23 protein-coding genes are annotated in these 19,694 nt (G+C 70.6%); 7 read left to right on the top strand and 16 right to left on the bottom strand.

Annotation, left to right across the window (positions count from 1 at the left end):
* From EV186_RS31295 to EV186_RS39145, 5 genes are read right to left on the bottom strand one after another with little or no spacing between them, the layout of a single operon-like run.
* Complete coding sequence (locus EV186_RS31295) at positions 1-246, bottom strand: gas vesicle protein GvpG (RefSeq protein ID WP_133853053.1); 246 nt, start codon at positions 244-246, stop codon at positions 1-3.
* 3 nt (positions 247-249) lie between these two features.
* Positions 250-1,014, bottom strand: a complete 765-nt coding sequence (locus tag EV186_RS31300) for a GvpL/GvpF family gas vesicle protein (protein WP_243754394.1) — start codon at positions 1,012-1,014, stop codon at positions 250-252.
* 1 nt (position 1,015) lies between these two features.
* The gene (gvpJ, locus tag EV186_RS31305; RefSeq protein ID WP_133853055.1) at positions 1,016-1,438 is read right to left on the bottom strand and encodes a gas vesicle protein GvpJ; all 423 of its coding nucleotides are present in this window, start codon (positions 1,436-1,438) and stop codon (positions 1,016-1,018) included.
* Positions 1,435-2,559 carry an SRPBCC family protein gene (locus EV186_RS31310; protein ID WP_133853056.1) on the bottom strand — a complete coding sequence of 375 codons (1,125 nt, stop codon included), beginning with the start codon at positions 2,557-2,559 and terminating at the stop codon, positions 1,435-1,437. The genes gvpJ and EV186_RS31310 overlap by 4 nt, the downstream gene beginning before the upstream one ends.
* A gap of 6 nt (positions 2,560-2,565) precedes the next feature.
* Positions 2,566-3,087 carry a hypothetical protein gene (locus EV186_RS39145; RefSeq protein WP_166659406.1) on the bottom strand — a complete coding sequence of 174 codons (522 nt, stop codon included), beginning with the start codon at positions 3,085-3,087 and terminating at the stop codon, positions 2,566-2,568.
* 445 nt (positions 3,088-3,532) lie between these two features.
* Between EV186_RS39145 and EV186_RS31325 the strand changes: the two genes are divergently transcribed.
* The gene (locus EV186_RS31325) at positions 3,533-4,135 is read left to right on the top strand and encodes a TetR/AcrR family transcriptional regulator (RefSeq protein ID WP_133853059.1); all 603 of its coding nucleotides are present in this window, start codon (positions 3,533-3,535) and stop codon (positions 4,133-4,135) included.
* Here the strand turns inward: EV186_RS31325 and EV186_RS31330 are convergent.
* The 9 genes from EV186_RS31330 to EV186_RS31365 all read right to left on the bottom strand — a co-directional run bounded on the left by EV186_RS31330 (position 4,108) and on the right by EV186_RS31365 (position 11,235).
* Complete coding sequence (locus EV186_RS31330) at positions 4,108-4,479, bottom strand: VOC family protein (RefSeq protein WP_133853060.1); 372 nt, start codon at positions 4,477-4,479, stop codon at positions 4,108-4,110. The genes EV186_RS31325 and EV186_RS31330 overlap by 28 nt on opposite strands.
* Positions 4,476-5,870 carry a nitrilase-related carbon-nitrogen hydrolase gene (locus EV186_RS31335; RefSeq protein ID WP_133853061.1) on the bottom strand — a complete coding sequence of 465 codons (1,395 nt, stop codon included), beginning with the start codon at positions 5,868-5,870 and terminating at the stop codon, positions 4,476-4,478. The genes EV186_RS31330 and EV186_RS31335 overlap by 4 nt, the downstream gene beginning before the upstream one ends.
* A 126-nt stretch (positions 5,871-5,996) precedes the next feature.
* Positions 5,997-6,134 (bottom strand): hypothetical protein, encoded by a 138-nt coding sequence (locus EV186_RS39150; protein ID WP_166659407.1) that lies wholly within the window; start codon positions 6,132-6,134, stop codon positions 5,997-5,999.
* Positions 6,135-6,142: 8 nt separating this feature from the next.
* On the bottom strand, positions 6,143-6,910 hold the full coding sequence (locus tag EV186_RS31340) for an ABC transporter permease (protein WP_133853062.1): 768 nt from the start codon (positions 6,908-6,910) through the stop codon (positions 6,143-6,145).
* Position 6,911: 1 nt separating this feature from the next.
* Positions 6,912-7,838 (bottom strand): ATP-binding cassette domain-containing protein, encoded by a 927-nt coding sequence (locus tag EV186_RS31345; protein ID WP_133853063.1) that lies wholly within the window; start codon positions 7,836-7,838, stop codon positions 6,912-6,914.
* Positions 7,839-7,841: 3 nt separating this feature from the next.
* Positions 7,842-8,681, bottom strand: coding sequence for a DUF4097 family beta strand repeat-containing protein (locus EV186_RS31350; RefSeq protein WP_133853064.1), 840 nt, complete (start codon positions 8,679-8,681; stop codon positions 7,842-7,844).
* 52 nt (positions 8,682-8,733) lie between these two features.
* Positions 8,734-9,255, bottom strand: coding sequence for a hypothetical protein (locus tag EV186_RS31355; protein WP_133853065.1), 522 nt, complete (start codon positions 9,253-9,255; stop codon positions 8,734-8,736).
* A gap of 66 nt (positions 9,256-9,321) precedes the next feature.
* Positions 9,322-10,731, bottom strand: coding sequence for a PI-PLC domain-containing protein (locus EV186_RS31360; RefSeq protein WP_133853066.1), 1,410 nt, complete (start codon positions 10,729-10,731; stop codon positions 9,322-9,324).
* A gap of 54 nt (positions 10,732-10,785) precedes the next feature.
* Complete coding sequence (locus tag EV186_RS31365) at positions 10,786-11,235, bottom strand: MarR family winged helix-turn-helix transcriptional regulator (protein ID WP_208115869.1); 450 nt, start codon at positions 11,233-11,235, stop codon at positions 10,786-10,788.
* 94 nt (positions 11,236-11,329) lie between these two features.
* On the opposite strand from EV186_RS31365, the gene EV186_RS31370 reads away from it, so the two are divergent.
* A complete protein-coding gene (locus EV186_RS31370; RefSeq protein WP_133853067.1) occupies positions 11,330-12,913 on the top strand; it encodes an MDR family MFS transporter in 1,584 nt (527 codons plus the stop codon).
* Here the strand turns inward: EV186_RS31370 and EV186_RS31375 are convergent.
* Together EV186_RS31375 and EV186_RS31380 are read right to left on the bottom strand one after the other, a co-directional pair.
* A complete protein-coding gene (locus tag EV186_RS31375; RefSeq protein WP_133853068.1) occupies positions 12,890-13,897 on the bottom strand; it encodes an iron-containing redox enzyme family protein in 1,008 nt (335 codons plus the stop codon). The genes EV186_RS31370 and EV186_RS31375 overlap by 24 nt on opposite strands.
* Positions 13,894-15,027 (bottom strand): carboxylate-amine ligase, encoded by a 1,134-nt coding sequence (locus tag EV186_RS31380; protein WP_133853069.1) that lies wholly within the window; start codon positions 15,025-15,027, stop codon positions 13,894-13,896. Before EV186_RS31380 ends, EV186_RS31375 begins: the two co-directional genes overlap by 4 nt.
* Before the next feature lie 64 nt (positions 15,028-15,091).
* Between EV186_RS31380 and EV186_RS31385 the strand changes: the two genes are divergently transcribed.
* The 5 genes from EV186_RS31385 to ligD are packed head-to-tail and all read left to right on the top strand — an operon-like array spanning position 15,092 to position 19,568.
* Positions 15,092-15,751 carry a HemK2/MTQ2 family protein methyltransferase gene (locus tag EV186_RS31385; RefSeq protein WP_133853142.1) on the top strand — a complete coding sequence of 220 codons (660 nt, stop codon included), beginning with the start codon at positions 15,092-15,094 and terminating at the stop codon, positions 15,749-15,751.
* On the top strand, positions 15,732-15,938 hold the full coding sequence (locus EV186_RS31390) for a CDGSH iron-sulfur domain-containing protein (protein ID WP_133853070.1): 207 nt from the start codon (positions 15,732-15,734) through the stop codon (positions 15,936-15,938). The genes EV186_RS31385 and EV186_RS31390 overlap by 20 nt, the downstream gene beginning before the upstream one ends.
* A complete protein-coding gene (locus EV186_RS31395; RefSeq protein ID WP_133853071.1) occupies positions 15,928-16,377 on the top strand; it encodes an SRPBCC family protein in 450 nt (149 codons plus the stop codon). Before EV186_RS31390 ends, EV186_RS31395 begins: the two co-directional genes overlap by 11 nt.
* 9 nt (positions 16,378-16,386) lie before the next feature.
* Positions 16,387-17,991, top strand: coding sequence for a phytoene desaturase family protein (locus EV186_RS31400; protein WP_133853072.1), 1,605 nt, complete (start codon positions 16,387-16,389; stop codon positions 17,989-17,991).
* 20 nt (positions 17,992-18,011) lie between these two features.
* A complete protein-coding gene (gene ligD, locus EV186_RS31405) occupies positions 18,012-19,568 on the top strand; it encodes a non-homologous end-joining DNA ligase (protein WP_133853073.1) in 1,557 nt (518 codons plus the stop codon).
* The last annotated feature ends 126 nt before the right edge of the window (positions 19,569-19,694 follow it).

Genomic DNA, 19,694 nt, shown 5'->3' on the forward strand with positions numbered 1-19,694 from the left:
TCAGTCACCTCGTCCCTTCGTCGGCGAGCGGGTCACCCGGTTGAGCGCCCGCTGCTGCACCTCCGCCTCTTCCTCGGGCGTGATCTCGCCGGCTTCACGTGCCGCCTGCGCCGCCTCCAGCTCACGCCGAACCGCCGCGGGGTTGCGTTGCTCCTCCTCGACCCGTTGGCGGATGAGCTCGCCGAGGGCGAGCACACCGCGGATCGGCGCGAGCGGGAGGCCGAGGATGCCGGAGACCAGGCCCATGGGTCAGGCCCCAGCCTGTTCGGTGACGACGAAGTCGTACGCCGCGAGCGGGCCCAGCAGCCGGATCTCGACCCGGCCTTCCCACTCCGCGGCGAGTTCGTCCACAACGGACTCCAACTCGTCCTGCCGCTCGGTCTCGGCCAGGCACGCGAGGTGCACCGCCTGCTGCTCCTCGGTCACGTCCCGCGGGCTGAGCTGCACGTCGAGCGAGGCCAGCGCCTCGGCCATCCGGCGCGAGTCGGCCTCGCGCTTCGCGGCGATCGCCTGGCCGATCTTCTCGCCCAGCGCGATCCGCTCGTTGCGGGTGGCGTCCTCGGACTTGCCCTTGATGGACTCGCGCAGCTCGGCGAGGGCCGGGTTCTCCTCCAGGATCTCGTTGAGGATCGCCTTTTCCACGTACCGGCCCTTGACGATGTACTCGGCCTTGCCCTCGAGCTGCTGCAACGCCTCGAGGAAACCCTCGCGGTTCGCCTCCAGCAGCTCCTCGGACACGGCGTCCACATTGGACACGACGGCGCCGAACCGCAGCGGCAGCACGGGAACCTCCGAGGCCGCGCCGTCGAGCAGACGCGCGTGCGTGGCGAGGTCCTCCGGCGTGCCCAACGGCCGGTCGGGGTCGATCTCGCTGACCAACGCGGCGATGTCGCCGCTGCGCACGGTGGTCACCTTCGCGGGCGGGTCGCCGACGCCACGAGCCTCGGAGTCGATCTCCACGTCCGCCGGGACGATCCCGTAGACGTAGACAACGGTCTCGGTCTTCTCCGCCACGTCAGCCACGGCCCCTCCTGCTCCTGCTCCGGCTGCTGCTCGCCTTCTCTTCCTCTTCTTCCTCGTCATCGCCGCCGAACGCGTCGCGCAGCTTCTCTCCCGCCGCCTCGAGCGCGCCCTTGGTCTTCGACTTGGCGCCGCCCTCGTTCATGTCGTCGAGCAACTCGGGCAGGCCCTGCTTCTCGTCGGAGTCGGCGATGTCGAGCCGGTTCACCGCCTCGGCGAACCGCAGGTAGGTGTCCACACTGGCCACGACCACACGCGCGTCGATGGTCAGCAGTTCGATGCCGACAAGGGAGACGCGGACGTACGCGTCGATCACCAAGCCCTTGTCCAGGATCGTGTCGATGACATCGGCGAGGCTGCTCGAACTCGGGCGGTCGAGCTGGCCGCCGCCGCCTGCGGGCTGCACAGCTGTCGTCATCGGGCGCTCCTTCGCTTTCCGCCCGCACGCGTGCGCTTGCGAGGTGCGGGCTGCTCGTCGTCACCGGTCTCGTCGGTGGCTTCCTCGGTAGCCTCGTCTTCTTCGTCGGTCTCCTCGGGCTCGTCGGACTCGTCCAAGTCCTCGGCGTCGTCCGCGTCGTCAGCGTCCTCGGTGTCGTCCGTGGTGTCGTCGGCCTGGTCGGTGCCCTCGTCGGACTCGTCCCTGGGCTCGTCCGACTCGTCGGATTCGGCCTCGTCGACGACCTCGCCGTCGTGGATCTCGCCCCGCCAGCCCTTGACGTCGTCGGGGTGCAGCAAGGCCTCGGTCATCACGTGCCGCCGGAAGTGCTTGAGCTCCAGGCGGGCCCGCCGGCCCTGTGCGCGCCAGATGTTGCCGGTGCGCTCGAACAGGCCTTGCGGGTGGTACGCGAGCACGAGCACCACGGTCGTGAGGTCCGGACCGACCTCGTGGAAGGTGACGGCGCCGTCGACGTGCCCCTTCTTGCCCTTGGAGCGCCACACGATGCGCTCGTTCGGCACCTGCTCCAGGATCGTGGCCTCCCACTCGCGGTGGGACCAGAACACCTGGGCCTTCCAGCCGAGCTTCTCGTCGCTGATCTGCTCGACGTTCTCGACCTTCTTCATGAACTTCGGGAAGTCGGTGAACCGGGTCCACTGGTCGTACACCAGGTCGATGGGGGCACCGATGTCGATGTCCTCGACGATGTTGGTGATCTTGACCTTGTTGCCCTTGCCGCCTTTGCCGCCCTTGCCGCCGCCGAAGACACTCTTGACCTTGTCCTTGACCTTGTCGGCGATGCCGGAAAGCCCGCCGCGCAGGGCACCGGCCGCGGCCTTGCCCTTGACGCCGGACTTCCCGCCGGTGACCGCCTCGACCAGACCGCCACCACCGCCGCCGCTGTCGGCGTAGTCGGTGAGCTTGCCGGACACCGACGACACCCGTTTGGTGAGCGAACCGGCGGCGCGACTGGCCACGGCCTGACCGAGCCCGCGCAATGCGTCGCCCAGCTCGCCCGAGCCGCCGCCACCGGTCGCCTTCGACGCGGTCTTGCCGACGGTGCCGGTGGCCTTGTCAGCGACGTTCTTGAGCTTGGTGGCCATCGTCCGTCACCTCCCGCTGCCCCGGCGAACCGGCGAGCGGCTCGTCTTGGCCCGCGAGCGGCGCGGCCGCGCCGTGCCCTCGTCCGACTCGTCGTCGTCCGAGTCCTCGGCGCTGGCCCGGCGGCTGGTCGAACGCCGGCGCTTCGGACGTTCAGGCTCCTCGTCGGCCGGTTCTTCCGCTTCGTCCTCGGCGACGTCGTCGGCTTCCTCGGCGTCCTCGTCCGGCTCGTCCTCCTCGTCGAGCCGGTCGTCCTCGCGGTCGTCGGCCTCGGAGTCCTCTGTGGACCCCTTTTTCTTCTTGAAGCCGCCTTCTTGAATGCGCTCGCTCAGCAGGTCGATCCGCTGGCTCGCCGCGCTCACGGCGGCCGACTTGGCGGCCGACAGCAGTTCCTCGCGGGCCATCTCGGTCAGCTTGCTGAACTCCGGGACCGAGCCCAATTGCTTCAGCCCGCCGCGCACCAAGGCCCCCGGCGACGTGCCGGACCGGCCGGCCGCGCCGGCGGCGCCGAGCATCAACGCGAGCCGCATCTTCTTCGTACGCCCCAATAAGTAACCAATCCCCACCCCCACAGCGATCCGAGCTCCTGTCTTCACGGGCTGACCTCCTGCTTCGGTGACACGGTCATGTGAAGGCAGTACCCGCAACGGACGCGCGGCAACCGTCAAAGTCGAAAATAAAAGTGATCGGTCATTGCCGACCGATCACTACCTACCATTGAGTTCGGAAACTTTGTTCCTCACCACAAGAACATGACCGGTAACGAGGAGTTTCGGGCGACGCCTATTTGGTGGGTGGCTTTGCGCCAAACGGTCGCAACCCGGTCACTCCGGGGTCCGGCGTCGACGCGGTCGGTAGGCGCACTGACGCGCGTCGTCACTTGTGCGCCGGAGTAATCCGCGCCCGCATCCGGATCAACGGCCGGAGAGCAGTGCTCACCCACCGGCCGCGCCGTCTACGCCGTAGACTTCACGGGTGACTAGTGGAACGGGCCAGCGGATCGCCGAAGTCGCACGGGAGATCCTCGAGCGTGACGGCGCCCAGGCGGTCAGCATGCGCCGGGTGGCCGACGCCGTGGGTATCACGCCCATGGCCATCTACCGGCACTACCCGAACCGCGAGGCCATGTTGGATGCGGTCGCCGATGCGGTTTCCGGTGAGCTGGCCGAGCAGTGGGGTCGCCGCGACGACGAGCCCGATCTCGAGCGGCGGATTTTGGGACTGCTCAACGACTTCCTCGACTTCGCGCTCGGCCGACCGCACCTCTACGCGCTCGTCATGATCGAGCGGCGGGCGGGCACGCGGACCTTCCCGGCCGACTACGCGGCCGGGCGGTCGCCGTCCTTCGCGCCGATGTTGCGGGCCGTCGAAGACGGGATGGCCAAGGGGTTCTTGCGCGAGGGCGACCCGGCGGAGTTGGCGATGACGTTCGCCGCCACCGGTCTCGGCCTGGCGCAGCTCTACCTCGGCGGCCGGATCGATCTGTCCGAAAAGGACTTCCGGCAACTGTGCCGGCGCAGCGTCTTCACCGTCCTGGACGGCGCCCGCGCTCACGGCCCGGACAGCACCACCAGGTAGCCGTCCGGATCGCGCAGCCAGAGCTCGCGGTGCCCGGCGTTCGGGTTCACGTGCAGGTCCGTCTGGACCCGTGCCCCCGCCGCCCGGCTGCGTGCGACGGCCGCGTCCAGCGCGTCGGTGTGGAACCACACGGCCACGCCGTTGCCCAGCGGCACCCCCGGTTCGGCCAGCACGCCGTGGTGGTGGCCGGTCGCGCACTGGTGCAGCTGCAACACCGGGGAGCCGGCCACCAGCAACACCTCGTACTCGGCGCCGCCGTGCCCGCTGACGGCGCCCAGCACCTGCTGGTACCACCGGCTGGACGCCTCGACATCGGGCACGGCGAGCAACGGTTGCGCGATCATGCCTCGACCGTATGCGGCCGCGCCCGGCGCGTCTTGGTGAAAAGGCAGCTCACGAGCGCACCCGCGACGCACAGCCACGCGAACCAGTCACCGAGCCTGCTGTAGGGCGTCCCACCCGGCCCCGGCGCCACGTCGGTGATCAGCGTCGTGAAGGGACCGCCGGTGTGGACGACGGCGGCCACCCGGCCGCGCCCATCGCTGGCCATCAGCTCACCGGTCCGGCCGGTCCAGACGATGGCCAGCCCGTTCTCGACGCCACGCAGCAACGCGCTCCGGCTCATCTGCGTGCCGTTGTCGTTCTCCGTGGACGCGGGCAGGTACAGAATCCGCGCACCACCGCGACCGTAGCCGTCGAACGGGGTGCGGAACGCGACGTCGCCGCAGATCACCACGCCGGCCCGGGCGCCGTCGACGGGTGGGAAGACGAGGTCGTGACCGGCCTTGGTCACGCGGTCGTGCCACTTGAGGTAGACCGACGGCGCGCCGCCGTCGGCCGGAAAAGTATACGCCTCATTGTATTTCGTGGTGCCGTCGGTGCGGGCGATGCCGGCCACGATGTCGACGTGGCGCCGGCGCGCCACCGCCTGCAGCGGCGTGGTGATGCCCGGCAGCCCGGCGGTGTCGGTACCGAACGCGCCTTCGGGCAGCACGACGGTCCGGACATCGGGTGGCAGCGCGGCGATCCGGTCCACATAGGACTTGAGGACCGCCGGGTCCGTGGGCGCCCACCCGGTCGCGTCGTCGGCGATCATGGCAACCCGTTGCGGTGCCGGGTCGTCCTGCGCCAGCCGCACGATCCCGAAACCGAGGCACACGGCCACGACCACGACTCCGAGCACCGCGGTCCGCAGGCGAGCGACACCCGGCGCCGCCACGGCGGCGAGCACCGCGGCCACGAACACCACCAGGTAGTCCACGCCCCAGAACCCGGTCACCGACGCGACTTGGAGCACGACGGGCACATCGCCTTGCGTGGCCGCGAACGTCCCGACGATGCCCGCCGGGTTGAGCACGGCCACCAGGTACAACACGCCGACCCAGACGGCGGGCGCCGCCGCGGCGGCGAGCATGGCGCGGTTGCGCTTGACCAGGGCACGGAAGAGCAGGACGGCGAGCCCCAGGGTGAGCGCGAACCCCGCGCTGATCGTCAGGCCGAGGCTCAGCGGCTCGTCGTGCGAGCGCGAGTAGAAGCCCCAGTCCCGCGTGGTGCCCAGCACGAAGCCGGCGAAGGTGCCGGCCAAGGCCAGCCACGCAGGCAACCGCGGCGCCGCGAGGAGGGCGGGCAACGGCACCAGCCAGGCGAGTGCGGCCACCGGTGCCAGGCCGAAGCCGAAGTAGACGAATACCGCGGTCCCCAGCATCGCCGCGGCCGCCGTGATCCAACGCTGCATGTCTACACCGTATACCAAGTCGGTCTACGGTGTAGACCTCACCTCGAACCCAGCCTTGAGCAGTCGAAGCACGGCGAACGCCCGCCATCCCGGTCGGGATGGCGGGCCTTCGGAGGGCTTCGGCTTTCACTTGGGCGGGGCGATCTTGGCGGGAGACGGTGCCGCCGGCCGTGGGTTGCGTGCGCCGGGGGTCGACGGCCAGCCCGCGTGCCAGGCGAAGCGGGCGTTCAGGACCGTGCGCTGCGCGATCAGGGCGACCAACATCGCTTTCCTCACCGGGAGATGTCGCGGTTGTACAAGCGGAGCGACCACAGGTAGCCGACCAGGGTGAACGCCACACACCACCCGATCGCCCACGGCAGCGCCTGCGCGACCGGCCCGCCGGTGAGCAGTCCGCGGATCGTGTCGATCATGGGCGTGAAGGGCTGGTGCGCGGCGAACCAGGCCGGCCCGCCCGACATCGCGGACGGCGGGAGGAAGGCGCTCGAGATGAACGGCAGGAACTGCAGCGGCAGCGTCGTGCTGTTCGCCCCGCCGGGCGTCCGCGTCGCCATCCCGAACGCCAGCGCCAGCCACGTCATGGCGAACACGATCATCAACGTCACCGCGGCGAAGGCCACGAAGCCGAGGAAGTCCGCGCTGGGGCGGAAACCGGCCAGCAGACCCACGCAGACCACCAGCGTGAGCGACAGGGCCGTGCGGATCAACGCGCCCGCCACCTGTCCGATCAGCACCGAACTCCGCGCGATCGGCATCGTGCGGAACCGGCTGATGATGCCCTCGTTCATGTCGATGTTCACGGTCACGGCCGTGGAGGCACAGCTGCTGCCGATCGCCATCACGAGGATGCCGGGCACCAGGAAGTTCACGTAGTCGCCGTGGCCGGTCACCGCGCTCATCGCGTTGCCGAACACGTACACGAACAGCAACATCATGATCGTCGGCGTCAGCAACGCGCTGATCGTCAGCATCGGGAACCGGATGGCGTGCTGCAGGTCCCGCCGCAGCATCGTCGAGGAATCGATTGCGATCGCTGCCATGTCAGGCACCGCCTTTCGCCGCGGTGAGCGCGAGGAACACGTCGTCGAGATCGGGGGTGTGCACGGTCAGCTCGGCGACGTCGACCCCGTGCGCGTCGAGCCGGTCGAGCACGCCGCGCAGGGTCGGCACCCCGCCGTCGCCCGGCACCCGCAACACCAGTGCCTCGTCGTCACGGGTCGTGTCCTCGAACAGGCGGGCCGCCGAGTCGAGCCCGCCCGGGTCGGTGAAGCGCAGCCGCACGTGGCCGCCGGGCACCATCCGCTTCAGCTCGGCCGCGGTGCCCTGGGCCACGAGCTTTCCGTGGTCCAGCACGGCGATCCGGTCGGCCAGCTCGTCGGCCTCGTCGAGGTACTGGGTGGTCAGGAAGATCGTCACGCCGTCGGCCACCAGCTTGCGGATGATCCCCCACATCGTCCGGCGGCTGCGCGGGTCCAGGCCGGTGGTCGGCTCGTCCAGGAAGATGATCGACGGGCGCCCGACCAGGGTCATCGCCAGGTCCAGGCGCCGGCGCATGCCACCGGAGTAGGTCGCCAGTGGCCGCTTCGCCGCGTCTTCAAGGTCGAACGTCGCCAGCAGGTCCGCGGTCACGGCGCGCGCCTCGCGCTTGTCGTAGTGGTGCAGCCGCGCCATCAGCAGGAGGTTCTCCTCGCCGGTGAGCAGGCTGTCCACCGCGGAGAACTGGCCGGTCACGCCGATGAGCTTGCGCACGCCCGCCGGGTCGCGGGCCAGGTCGTGCCCGCCGACCCGGACCGTGCCCGCGTCCGGCCGGACCAAAGTGGACAGTATCTGCACGGTCGTGGTCTTGCCGGCGCCGTTCGGGCCGAGCAGCGAGAAGATGGTGCCGCTGGGCACTTCCAGGTCGATCCCGTCGAGCACGGTCTTGGCGCCGAAGGACTTGCGCAGACCGGTCACCTCGATCGCGGCCATTGATCAGCCCGCCCGGTGCACGAGAATGTTGCCGTTGAAGGTGCGGGCCTTCACCTTCACGGTCTCCGGCGCGCCTTCGCTGTGGTCGGCCACGGCCAGCTCGGAGTGCACCGAGCCGACGAGCGTGTTCACGTCCAGCCACGCGGCCGAACCCTGGCGGATGCCGACCTCCAGCTCACCGCTCGCCGCCTGCATCGACATCGTGCCGCGCACCACGTCGAGCAGCCGGATGTCGCCGGCCGCGGTGCGGGCCGTGACGTTCTGCTCGGCCCGCGCGACGACGATGTCGCCGCTGGCCGTGTTGAAGCTGGCCTCGCCCGAGCACTCGCCGACCCAGGTGTCGCCGGAGATGTTCTTGATGTGCGCGGTGCCGGTGATCGCGTCGATCCGCATGGTGCCGCCCGCGCTGACCGAGGCGTTGCCGTCGACCAGCGCGACCGCGACGTCGCCGTTGGGCGTGTCCAGGTCGAGCCCGCCGAGGTGGCCGAGGTGGAAGTCACCGCTCGCCGTCTTGAACCGGCAGGCCCCGAGCCGCCCCTCGGTCGTGACGTCGCCGGTGGCGGACTGGCAGGACACCGCCGAGCCGCTCGGCAGCTCGATGGTCACCTCGATCGCGCCGGTGCGGCCCCACAACCGGTTCGGCTTGGGCGCCTTCACCGTCAGCGTGCCGTTGCGGAACTCGACGGTGGTCTCCTCGACGGCCCGCACGTCCAGGTTGTTGGCCGCGTTGCGCGGCTGGATGTCGACCGTGGTGTCGGTGCGGTCGCTCGCGACGATCCTCGTGTCGCCGACCACCAGCTTCAGCACGGCGGAAATGGGCTCAGGCGTTTGGTAAACAGGCATGGCTGTCCCCTCGAAAGGTGTTGTGTTGCGCGTTTGCGCAGGTCAGAAGCGGCTAGCGAACCCAGCCGGTGAAGCTCTCCCCGGTGCCCCAGACGCTCTTCGCGCTGGGCGTGCGGGTGGTCTGCCCGTCGAGCCGGGCCGCGACGACGCGGGTGAGCCAGGCGTTGACCGAGAGCCCCTCGCGGCTCGCGGCCTCCTCCACCCGGTTCTTCAGGCCTTCGGACACCCGGAAGTTGATCCGGGCGGTGGCGCCATCATCGGCGCCACTTGGCGCCACCGGTTGCGCCAATGGCGCCTCGGTGGGCGCCGACGCCTCGGCCGGGGCCGGTGGCACCGGCGAGGTGACGACGAAATCGGGGTTCAGACCACGCAGCCGCACGTCGACCGACCCCGGCGCCAGGTCACGCGTGATCTCGTCCGCGGCCGCGGACAAGGCGTTGAGCAGCGTGAGCCGGGTGGCCGACTCCAGGGCGGCGGTGAGTCGTTCGGCGACGGCGCGGCTGTCCGCGCCGCCTGCCTCGGCGGCCACCGCAAGCTCGGAGCGGAGGTTTTCGACGTACGGCTCGAGGTCCATGCGACTACTTTGGCACACGAGTGGCGCCAATGCAAGCGAGAGTGGCGCCAAAGTGGCGCCATTGAGCTACGAGACGGCGCCTTGCTGGGCGATCATGGTCTGGTACCAGGACGCGTACGGGGTGTTCGACGCCGGGTAGCTGGCCGGTGGGTTGGTGGCTTCACCAGCGGAATCGAAGTCCCAGCCACGCACGAGGTGGCCGTTCTGCCGCCCCGACACGATGAACGACGAGGCCGTGGCCGGGGCGCCGTAGAACAAGGCGTCCTGCAGTTCGGCCGGGTCGCCCTGCTGGTACTCGTCGAACGCCGCCTGGTCGTACTGGATGCGGGCGCCGGCCACCCGGTCGGTGCTCACCCGCAGGGTCTGCGCCGGAGTGGCGCCATCGGCGCCGGTGTAGACGTGCACGCTCTGCGTGCCGCGCACCGAGGTCGTCTTGTCGTAGCGGGCGGCGGAGGTCTTGGCGTTGCCGGTCCACGTGACCGTCGAGCCGCTGAGCGTGCCGGTCCACGTCCAGTTCTGGCTGCTGCTCTGGCTCTGGTGGATCTCGCGCAGCGTGCTGGTACCGGTGAACGCCAGCGTCGGCAGCACGCCGTTGTCGTACTGGTGGCTCGCCGACCAGCTGATCTCGCCGTCCGCGCCGAGGTGGCCGACGTGGTACCAGAGCGTGGTGGCGCTCTGGGACTGGTGCACCTCGACGAGGTCGCCGTTGTCGTTCAGCGCGACCGCTGGCGTGACGCCGCTGTCGTAGCGCCCGTGCCGCAGCCAGGTCACCCGGCCGTCGGCGCCGTAGGCACCGGTCCAGTACCAGAGCGCGCCCGCGCCGGAGTCGTGCACCTCGACCACCTGGCCGTGGCCGTTGAGCGCGATCGCCGGGTGGTAGCCGACGTCGCGGCGGTACTCCGCGCGAGTGCCCTCGTCCCCGGAGATCAACGGCAACACCTTGCCCCGCAAGGAATCCACAGTGGAGCCGTTGAGGTAGTTCTTGGCCTCCAGCATCTTCGGGCCGAACGCGGCACGCAGTTCCTGGTTGAGCGCGGTCAGGTTGCCCGCGGCGTAGGACTGGTTGTCGGTCAGGTCGTCCTTGAGGTCGAGCATCACCACGATCGGGGCGGCGGTGGTGTGCGTGCCCGACCAAGCCGACACGACCGCGAGCCAGTCGTGCAGCAGGCTCGACGCGGGGTTGCCGCCGCCGTGGTCCACGAGGTCGCCCGGGCTCGAGTGGCCGATCGAGTAGTCGTGGTTGGTCGCGTAGCCGTTGTCGTGGATGTCGAACTCGATGAACCGCACGCCGTGGTCGAGCTGGTAGGTGATCGACCCCTTCGCGCCGTCGACGTCGCCGGAGTAGCTGTTGTGCGTCGCGGCGAACACCGACGCGGTGAACGCGGGCGCCGCGGTGGCGGGGGTGGTGGCGACGACCGCGCCGGTGATGACGGCGGCGGCCGTGAAGGTGACGGCGAGCGTGCGCTTCGAAGTCATGCGACTGGCTTACCGCAGCGCGCTCGTGCCACGGAACAGCCATAAGCACGAACTTCACTCTTGTTCAGCGTGCATTTCCTTGGCGGCTGCCAGGATGAGGTCGAACGCTTCCGCGACGATCTCCAGGCCCCGGTCCTCCAGCTGCAGGAAGAGCTTCTGCTGTTCCGCCTGGCCGGCCCGGGTCACCCGGTCGATCTGCTCGTGGCCCTCTTCGGTCAGCTCCAGTTTGCGCACCCGGCGATCGGCCGGGTCCTCGCTGCGGGTCACCAGACCCTGGGCGACCAGCCGGTCGACGATGCCGGAGAGCGTCGCGGGGCTGGCGTTGATGCGGGACGCGAGGTCCTGCGCCGCCAGCGGCCCCTGGCGGTAGAGCACGAGCGCGACCTTGAGCTGCGGCATGGTCAGGTTCAGGTCCAGCAGGGGGTGCTTTGCCCCGGCCATCACATCACGCATCGCAGCCTGCGTCTCCATGATGTGCATGATCAGCTGGTCACGGTCGGCCACAAGGCCCCTCCGGTCGGTAAACTACTTTGCGTCGCGTAAACTATTCGCGCTACCTTAAGCAATACTACTGGGGTTCTCTTCGAGGGGGAGCGTGATGTCGCAGGACACGCCCGGCATGCGACGCGAAGTGCTCGTCGTCCTACCTGGCCTGCTGCTCGCCATGATGCTGGCGATGCTCGACAACTTCATCGTGGGCACGGCGATGCCCCGGATCGTGGGCGAGCTCGGCGGGCTCGCGCACCTGTCGTGGGTGGTCACCGCCTACGTGCTCGGCACCACCGTGTCGACGCCGATCTGGGGCAAGCTCGGCGACCTCTACGGCCGCAAGACCATCTTCATCATCTCGATCGTGATCTTCCTGGTCGGCTCCGCGCTGTGCGGCATGGCCGGGTCGTCGATGCTGGGCGGCACGGCCGACGGCATGACCGAGCTGATCGCGTTCCGCGCGATCCAGGGCCTGGGTGCCGGTGGCCTGATCGTCAACGTCATGGCGATCATCGGCGACCTCGTCCCGCCCCGGGAGCGCGGCCGCTACCAGGGGATCATGGCCGCGGTCATGTCGCTGGCGATGATCGCCGGCCCGTTGGTCGGTGGCTTCATCACCGACCACCTCGACTGGCGCTGGGCGTTCTACGTGAACCTGCCGCTGGGTGGCATCGCGCTGCTGGTGCTGGTCACCACGCTGCACCTGCCGCGCAAGCGCAGCGAGCACCGCATCGACTGGCCGGGTGCCGCGTTGCTCACCGTCGGCATCGCCGCGCTCGTGCTGATCACCACGTGGGGCGGCACGCAGTACGCGTGGGGTTCGGCGCAGATCCTGGTGCTGGCCGTGATCGCCGTGATCACGCTGACGGCCTTCGTGCTCGTCGAGCGCAAGGCCCGCGAGCCGATCCTGCCGCTGAACCTGTTCGCCAACCGCAACTTCACCCTGATCTCGCTGGTCGGCTTCCTGCTCGGCTTCGCGATGTTCGGCGCGATCAACTTCCTGCCGTTGTTCCAGCAGACCGTGCAGGGTGCGAGCGCGACGAACTCCGGGCTGTTGCTGCTGCCGATGATGGCGGCGGCGATGGTCGTGTCGTTGTTCGTCGGGCAGGCGATCACCAGGACCGGCCACTACAAGTCGTTCCCGGTGATCGGCGGCGTGATCATGGCGGTCGCCATGTACCTGCTGTCCACCCAGGACGTGAGCACGAAGCCGTGGCAGACCGGCATCTTCATCGCCGTGCTCGGCCTCGGCATGGGCTTCCTGATGCAGACCACCATGCTGATCGCGCAGAACAGCGTCGACCCCAAGGACATGGGCGTGGCGAGCAGCAGCGCCATGTTCTTCCGGTCGATCGGTGGTTCGTTCGGTGTCTCGCTCTTCGGCGCGGTGTTCAACAACCGGCTCACCGAGGAGCTGACCAACCGCCTGGGTCCGCAGGGCGCCGCGTTCACCAGCGGTGGCGGCCGGGTCGACCCGGCGGCGCTCAAGCAGTTGCGGCCCGAGGTGCACGACGACTTCATGGCCTCGCTGGCGACGGCGTTGTCGGAGGTCTTCGTGTGGGCCATCGTGTTCGCCGTCGCGGTGCCGCTGTTCGCGCTCGCGCTCAAGCACGTGCCGCTGCGGGGCGCGCCGACCGAGGCGCCGAAGGAAGCCGACGAGCCGGCGGGCTCACCCGTCGCCGCGCTGGACTAGGGAACTGTCCGGTAGCAGCGAGCTGCGGCCCGCTTTCCACGCGCCGAGCAGGTGGTCGGCGAAGCGCTGCTCGAGCAGGTCCGTGGCCTGGATGCCGAACACCACGTCGGCGGCCAGCTCCGGTTCCCGCTCGAGCAGGCCGCCGACCACGTCCCGGCGCATGACCTGCTCGTGCACGGCGTCGGCCTCGACGTGCTCGGTGAAGAACCGCACGCACGCGGGGTCGGCGTCGAGCCGGCGCAACGCCTGCGCCATCCGGTGCGCGCTGGGCGCCGTGGTGATCTCGGCGGCGGCGAAGTGCCCGACGAGGCCGCCGCGCAGGCTGCGGTGCAGGCCCAGCATCGACATCAGGTTGACCAGCAACAACGTGTGGCGTGTCACGTCGTCCAAATAGGACAGGTAGTCGTCGGAGAGCCCGGCGGCGCGCAGCAGGTCGGCGTAGAGCTGGGCGTGCATGCGTTCGCCGTGGCCGCCGCCGAACTCGTCGTACTCCACCGCGACCAGTGCGGCCTTGGCCGGGCCGTGCAGCCGCGGGATCACCCACGCGTGCGGGTCGGCCTCCTTGAGGTGGTAGATCGACCGGTGCACGAAGTACTCGCGCATGTGCTGCCACTTGCCGTGATCACGCAGGAAGTGCGAGACGCCGTTGCCGGGCACGACCTCCACCAGCAACCCGTCCAGCGCGCTCGCCGCGTCGTCGCCACCGTCCACATCGGACCGCAGCGCGTCGAGGAACCCGAGCTCCAGCCCGCGCCGCAACCGCAGCAGTTCCGGCTCCCACTCCCATTCCGCGTCCACACCGGTGAAGCCGCGGTAGTGCAGCTCGTAGCACACGTGCAGGGCCAGCGCGTGGTCCTCGTCGTACGGATCGCCGTCCACGATCGGCAGGTGACCGGCCGGGCGGCCCAGCGCCTCGATCACCGTCGCCGAGATCGGGCCGCGGGGCGTCGGCAACGGCCGCCGCACCGCCGGGTGTGTCGTCATGGCTTCGCTTTCCTCTCGACGGTTCGGTCGGCCAGCATCCGGATCAAGGCGTCCGGTCCGTCGGCCAATGCACGGCGTTGGCGCTCGGCCCCGGTCCCGTGCGTCAGCACGGCTTGCAGGCCGGCCTCGACCAGGGCGAGATCCCCGAGTTCGGTCAGGGCCGGGCGGGTCCAGTCGAGCAGGCGGTTCAGCAGGTCGGTCGCGGGCACCTGCTTGGCCACGTGCACGTCGATGCCCGCCCCGGCGAGCCCGTGGCGGGCCGCCGACCACACGGCCGCCGCCGCCACCTGGTCGTCGACCGGTGGTCCCGGCCGCCCGGCGACCAGCTCGCGCAACGCCGTGCGCACGAGCGCCCGCGACAAAGCGGCCTGCAGCACGGCTTCGCCGACGTCGAGCACGGCGTCGGCGACCCGGAACTCCACGGTCGGCAGCCACGGCGACGGCCGGGCCAGCCAGAACGACTGCCGGTCGTCGACGAGCACGCCGCAGTCCACCAGACGCGCGACCTGGGCGTCGAAGTCCTCGGCCGAGTCGAACCACGGCGGCACGCCCGAGCCCGGGAAGCGCGACTGCATGATCATCCGCCAGCTGGCGAAGCCGCTGTCGTGCCCGAGGTGCGTGGGCGAGTTGGCCGACAAGGCGAGCAAGGTGGGTAACCACGGACGCACGTGGTTGACCACCGCCACGGCCGTGTCCCGGTCGGGCACGCCGACGTGCACGTGGCAGCCGCAGACCTGGTAGTCCCGCGCACATTCCACGTAGGTGGTGACGACCCGGTTGAACCGCGCGCCGCGTGCCTCGTCGGCGCTGACCTGGTCGCCGACCCAGAGCGGCGATCCGGTGGACAGCAGCAGCGTGTCGTGTTCGGCGGCGGCCGCGGCAAGCCGTTGCCGCGCATGGCGCAACTGCTCGGCCAGGGCGCCGGTGTCGGTGCACCGGCCGGTGGCCGCCTCGACCTGGGCGTCGGCGAGCTCGGCCTGCAACGTCGCGTCCGCCGCGCCCGGCGGCGACATGCTGGCGGTGGCCAGCACGGCGGGACCGACCGCACGCGTCCGGGCGGTTTCGGCGTCGACGAGGACGAATTCCTCCTCCACGCCGAACGTGCGCCCTTGCGCGGTGTCCGCATCCACTCGGGAGTGTTACCCACGGATGTCCGGGTTTGAACGCCGGTTCCTGGGTATTCCCGGGTCCATGTTGACCCTGTTGCGCCCGCCTGGCGCGTATCGGGCCCAAGGCGACACCTGGCTGCTGGCCGAGGCCCTGTTGGATGCCGCGCTCCCGGCGGGCGCGCGGGTGCTGGACATCGGCTGCGGCACCGGCGCGTTGTCGGTGACCGCGGCCGAAGCCGGTGCCGGTCACGTCACCGCGATCGACGTGTCCCGGCGCGCGGCGTGCGCGACCTGGCTGAACGCACGGGTGCGCGGGCACCGCGTGCGGGTGGCGGTCGGGGACGCGCTCGACCTGGCCGTGGACCGCGGCCCGTTCGACGTCGTGCTGGCCAACCCGCCGTACGTGCCGTCGGCCCACCGGCACCCGCCCAGACGCGGGGCCGCGCGGGCGTGGGACGCCGGGCACGACGGCCGCGCCCTGCTGGACCGGATCTGCGCGGTGGCACCGGTGTTGCTGGCCCCGGAGGGAATGCTGCTGCTCGTCCACTCCGCACTGTGCGATGTGGACAAGACGTTGCGGCAGCTGCGGGGCGGGGACCTCAAGACCTCGGTGGTCGCCCGCCGCGACGAGCCGTTCGGTCCGGTGATGCGCGGCCGCCAGGCGCTGCTCGAACGGCGTGGCCTCATCGAACCCGGGCAGGACTACGAGGAACTGGTGGTGATCCGTGCCGACCGAGCGAGTTGACCCGACCCGCGTGACGATCACGTCCGAGGGCCCGATCCTGGTGGACGGGCCGGTCGAACTGGTCGGCGCCGACGGCACGACCGTGCGCTCGGACCGGTTCCGGGTCGCGGTGTGCACGTGCCGGCGCAGCAAGGTGTACCCGTTGTGCGACACCAGCCACCGCAAGCGGGTGCGCGATGACGGCTGACCCGAAGGCGGTCACCGTCCGCTTCGCCTCGCCGCACAAGCCCGCCGCCGTGTTCGCGACGTTGTCCGACGGCTGGTCCTACGCGGGCTGGGTGGTCGGCAACTCGCACATCCGCGCCGTCGACGACGACTGGCCGGCCGTAGGCAGCCGCATCCACCACAGCGCGGGCGCGTGGCCGGTGCAGATGCAGGACTCGACCAGCGTGCTGGCGGTCGAGCCGGACCGGATGCTGCTGCTCGAGGCGCACCTGCTGCGCCTGGGCGTCGCCCACATCCGGCTCACCCTGGAACCGCACGACGGCGGTACCGAGATCACCATGGCGGAAAGCCTGGTCGATGGCCCGGCCCGGCTGATCCCGTACCCGCTGCAGCGCGCCGTGCTCATCCCGCGCAACCGCGAAACCGTGCGCCGGCTCAGCGATCTGGCGGCGGGGAGGTAAGACGGTTCCATGCACCCCGAACCGGCGGACACCGTCGACGCGGTCGTGATCGGAGCCGGACCGAACGGCCTCGTCGCGGCGAACCTCCTGGCCGACGCGGGCTGGGACGTGCTGGTCCTGGAGGCCGCCGACCAGGTCGGCGGCGCCGCGCGCAGCGCCGAGCTGATGGAGCCGGGCTTCGTCAACGACCTGTGCAGCGCGTTCTACCCGCTCGGCGCCGCGTCCCCGATCCTGGCCGGGCTCGACCTCAGCGCGTACGGCCTGCGCTGGCGGCACGCGCCGCTGGTGGTCGCGCACCTGATGCCCGACGACCGGTGTGCGGCCGTGTCGCGTTCGCTGGACGAGACGGCGGCGTCGGTGTCGGCGTTCGACCCGGGCGACGGCGATCGCTGGCGCGTCGAGTACGGGCGGTGGCGGCACCTGCGCGACGACCTCGTCGACGCGATGTTCACGCCGTTCCCGCCGGTCCGCCCGGCCGCCCGGCTCTTGCGCAACCTCGGGGTCGCCGAGGCGATGCGGTTCGCGCGGATGGTGACGATGCCGTCACGCGCGCTCGGCGCGGAGCGGTTCCGCGGCGAGGGCGCCCGGTTGTTGCTGGAAGGCAACGCCTTGCACACCGATCTCGGCCCCGCGCACGGCGGCAGCGCGATCTTCGGCTGGTTGCTGTGCATGCTCGCCCAGGAAGTCGGGTTCCCCGCCGTCGAAGGCGGCGCGAGCGTGCTCACCGAGGCGCTGGCCACCCGCCTGCGGGCCGCCGGTGGGCGCATCGACTGCGGCCGCCCGGTGACGTCGGTGCTGGTGGCCGACGGTCAGGCGCTCGGGGTGGCCGACGAACAAGGTGGGCTGGTGCGGGCCCGGCGGGCGGTGCTCGCGGCCGTGCCCGCGCCGACGTTGTACGAGGATCTCGTTGGCCTGCACCACCTCCCCGTGCGGTTGCGGCAGGACATCGCCGCGTTCCACTGGGACGACGCGACGGTCAAGGTGGACTGGAACCTCTCGGGGCCGATCCCGTGGCGCAACGAGCAGGTCCGCTTGGCCGGGACGGTCCACCTCGACCAGGACATGCTGGGGCTCTCGCAGTTCTCCGCCGAACTCACGGCCGGGCGCGTCCCGGCGAACCCCTTCGCGATCCTCGGCCAGATGACGACCACGGACCCGACGCGTTCGCCGGCCGGGACGGAGACGGCGTGGGCCTACACGCACGTGCCGCGAGGTCTGCAGTGGACGGACGACGCCCTGCGCGTGGTCGCTTCCGGGCTCGAAGATCTGGTCGAGCGGCACGCGCCGGGGTTCCGCGACCTGATCCGCGGCCGGTACGTGCAGGGCCCGATGGACTTCCAGCGGCACAACCCGAACCTCGTCGAGGGCGCCATCAACGCGGGCAGCGCGGCCATCCACCAGCAGCTGTTCTTCCGCCCGGTGCCGGGGCTCGGCCGGCCGGACACGCCGGTCGACCGGCTCTACCTCGCGGGCGCGTCGGCGCACCCGGGTGGCGCGGTGCACGGCGGTCCCGGCGCGTTCGCGGCCCGCGCCGCGCTGGCCCGCAACGGGGTGACCGGGCCGGTGTACGCGAAGGTGGTGCAGGCGCTGAACCGGGTGGTGTACGCGGACTGAGCCGCGGGTATCCGTTCCGCGTGACGCAGGACCGGCTCGCGCGCTACCACGCCAAGCGGGACTTCGGCGTGACCCCGGAACCCGCCGGCTCGAGGGCCGACGGCGGTTCCGGCCGGTTCGTCGTGCAACGCCACCGCGCGGGGCGCCCGCACTACGACCTGCGGCTGGAGGTCAACGGCCTGCTGGCCAGCTGGTCGGTGCCCAAGGGCCCGACGCTGGACCCGAAGTCCCGCCAGCTCGCGGTGCACGTCGAGGACCACCCCATCGAGTACTACGACTTCGAAGGCGTGATCCCGAAGGGTTCGTACGGCGGCGGCGACGTGATCGTGTGGGACTGGGGGACCTGGGAACCCGCCAAGACCAGCGATCCCGCCGCGGCGATCAAGAAGGGTGAGCTCCACTTCGACCTGCACGGCGAGAAGCTGGCCGGCCGGTTCGTGCTGGTGCGCCGCGGGGATGACGACCAGTGGCTGCTCATCCACAAGGACGACGACCACGCCGAGCGGGGCTGGGACCCGGAGGACCGGCCGAAGTCGGTGAAGTCCGGCCGCACCAACGACGAGGTGGCCGCGGCGCCGGAAGTGTTGTGGCGCAGTGATCTCCCGGCCCCGGAGGCGGCCCAGCCGGTGGAGCCCTGGGAGGCGCCGACGGCCGACGAGCTGGCCGCGCTGGACGACCTCGGCGGGTCGGGCACGTGGGAGCTCGCCGGGCGCCGGGTCAAGGTGACCAACCTGGACAAGGTGCTCTTCCCCGGCGAGCGGCCGGTGTCCAAAAGGGACCTGATCCGCTACTACGCCATGATCGGCCCGCACCTGTTGCCCTACCTGGCCGATCGCCCGATCAACACCCACCGCTTCCCGAACGGTGTGACCGAGGGCGGGTTCTGGCAGAAGGAAGTGCCCGACCACGCGCCGGACTGGCTCAAGCAGTGGCACGACGCCGAGGCCGATCCGGACAAGACGCAGTGCTACGCCGTGCTGGACAGCGTGCCCGCGCTGGTGTGGATGGCGAACTACGGCGCCGTCGAGCTGCACCCGTGGACCTCGGCCCTGCCGGACGTGCACCAGCCGACCTGGGCTTTGATCGACATCGACCCGGGCACGTCCTCGACCTTCGACGACGTGCTCGTGCTGGCGCGGTTGTACCGCACCGCGTTGGAGCACATGAAGGTCGAAGGCATGCCGAAGGTGACCGGCCAGCGCGGTGTGCAGATCTGGGTGCCGGTGCGCCCCGGCTACACCTTCGACGACACGCGGGCGTGGGTGGAGAAGGTCTCGCGGGCGATCGGCCGCACCGTGCCCGAGCTGGTCAGCTGGCAGTGGCAGAAGAGCCGCCGCGGCGGGAAGGCGCGGCTGGACTACACGCAGAACGCGATCAACAAGACCCTGGTCGCGCCGTTCAGCACCCGGCCCCGGCCGGGGGCGCCGGTGTCCGTGCCGATCACCTGGGACGAGCTGGACGACCCGGACCTGCGCCCGGACGGCTGGACACTGTGGACGGTCCTGGACCGGCTGGCCGAGCGGGGCGACCCCCTGGCCCCGCTCATCGGCAAACCCCAAACCCTCCCCAAACTATGACCTCCGCGCGTGTCCCCCGTTCCGACCGCGCGTGTCCCCGTTACCTTTTTCGTGGTTCCTGATCAAGGAGCTGTGGTCGCCGGGCCCGGCATGACTGATGTCCCCAGTCGAACGCATGATCCGAAG

It is taken from the genome of Labedaea rhizosphaerae (genome assembly GCF_004362825.1).
GTDB lineage: Bacteria > Actinomycetota > Actinomycetes > Mycobacteriales > Pseudonocardiaceae > Labedaea > Labedaea rhizosphaerae.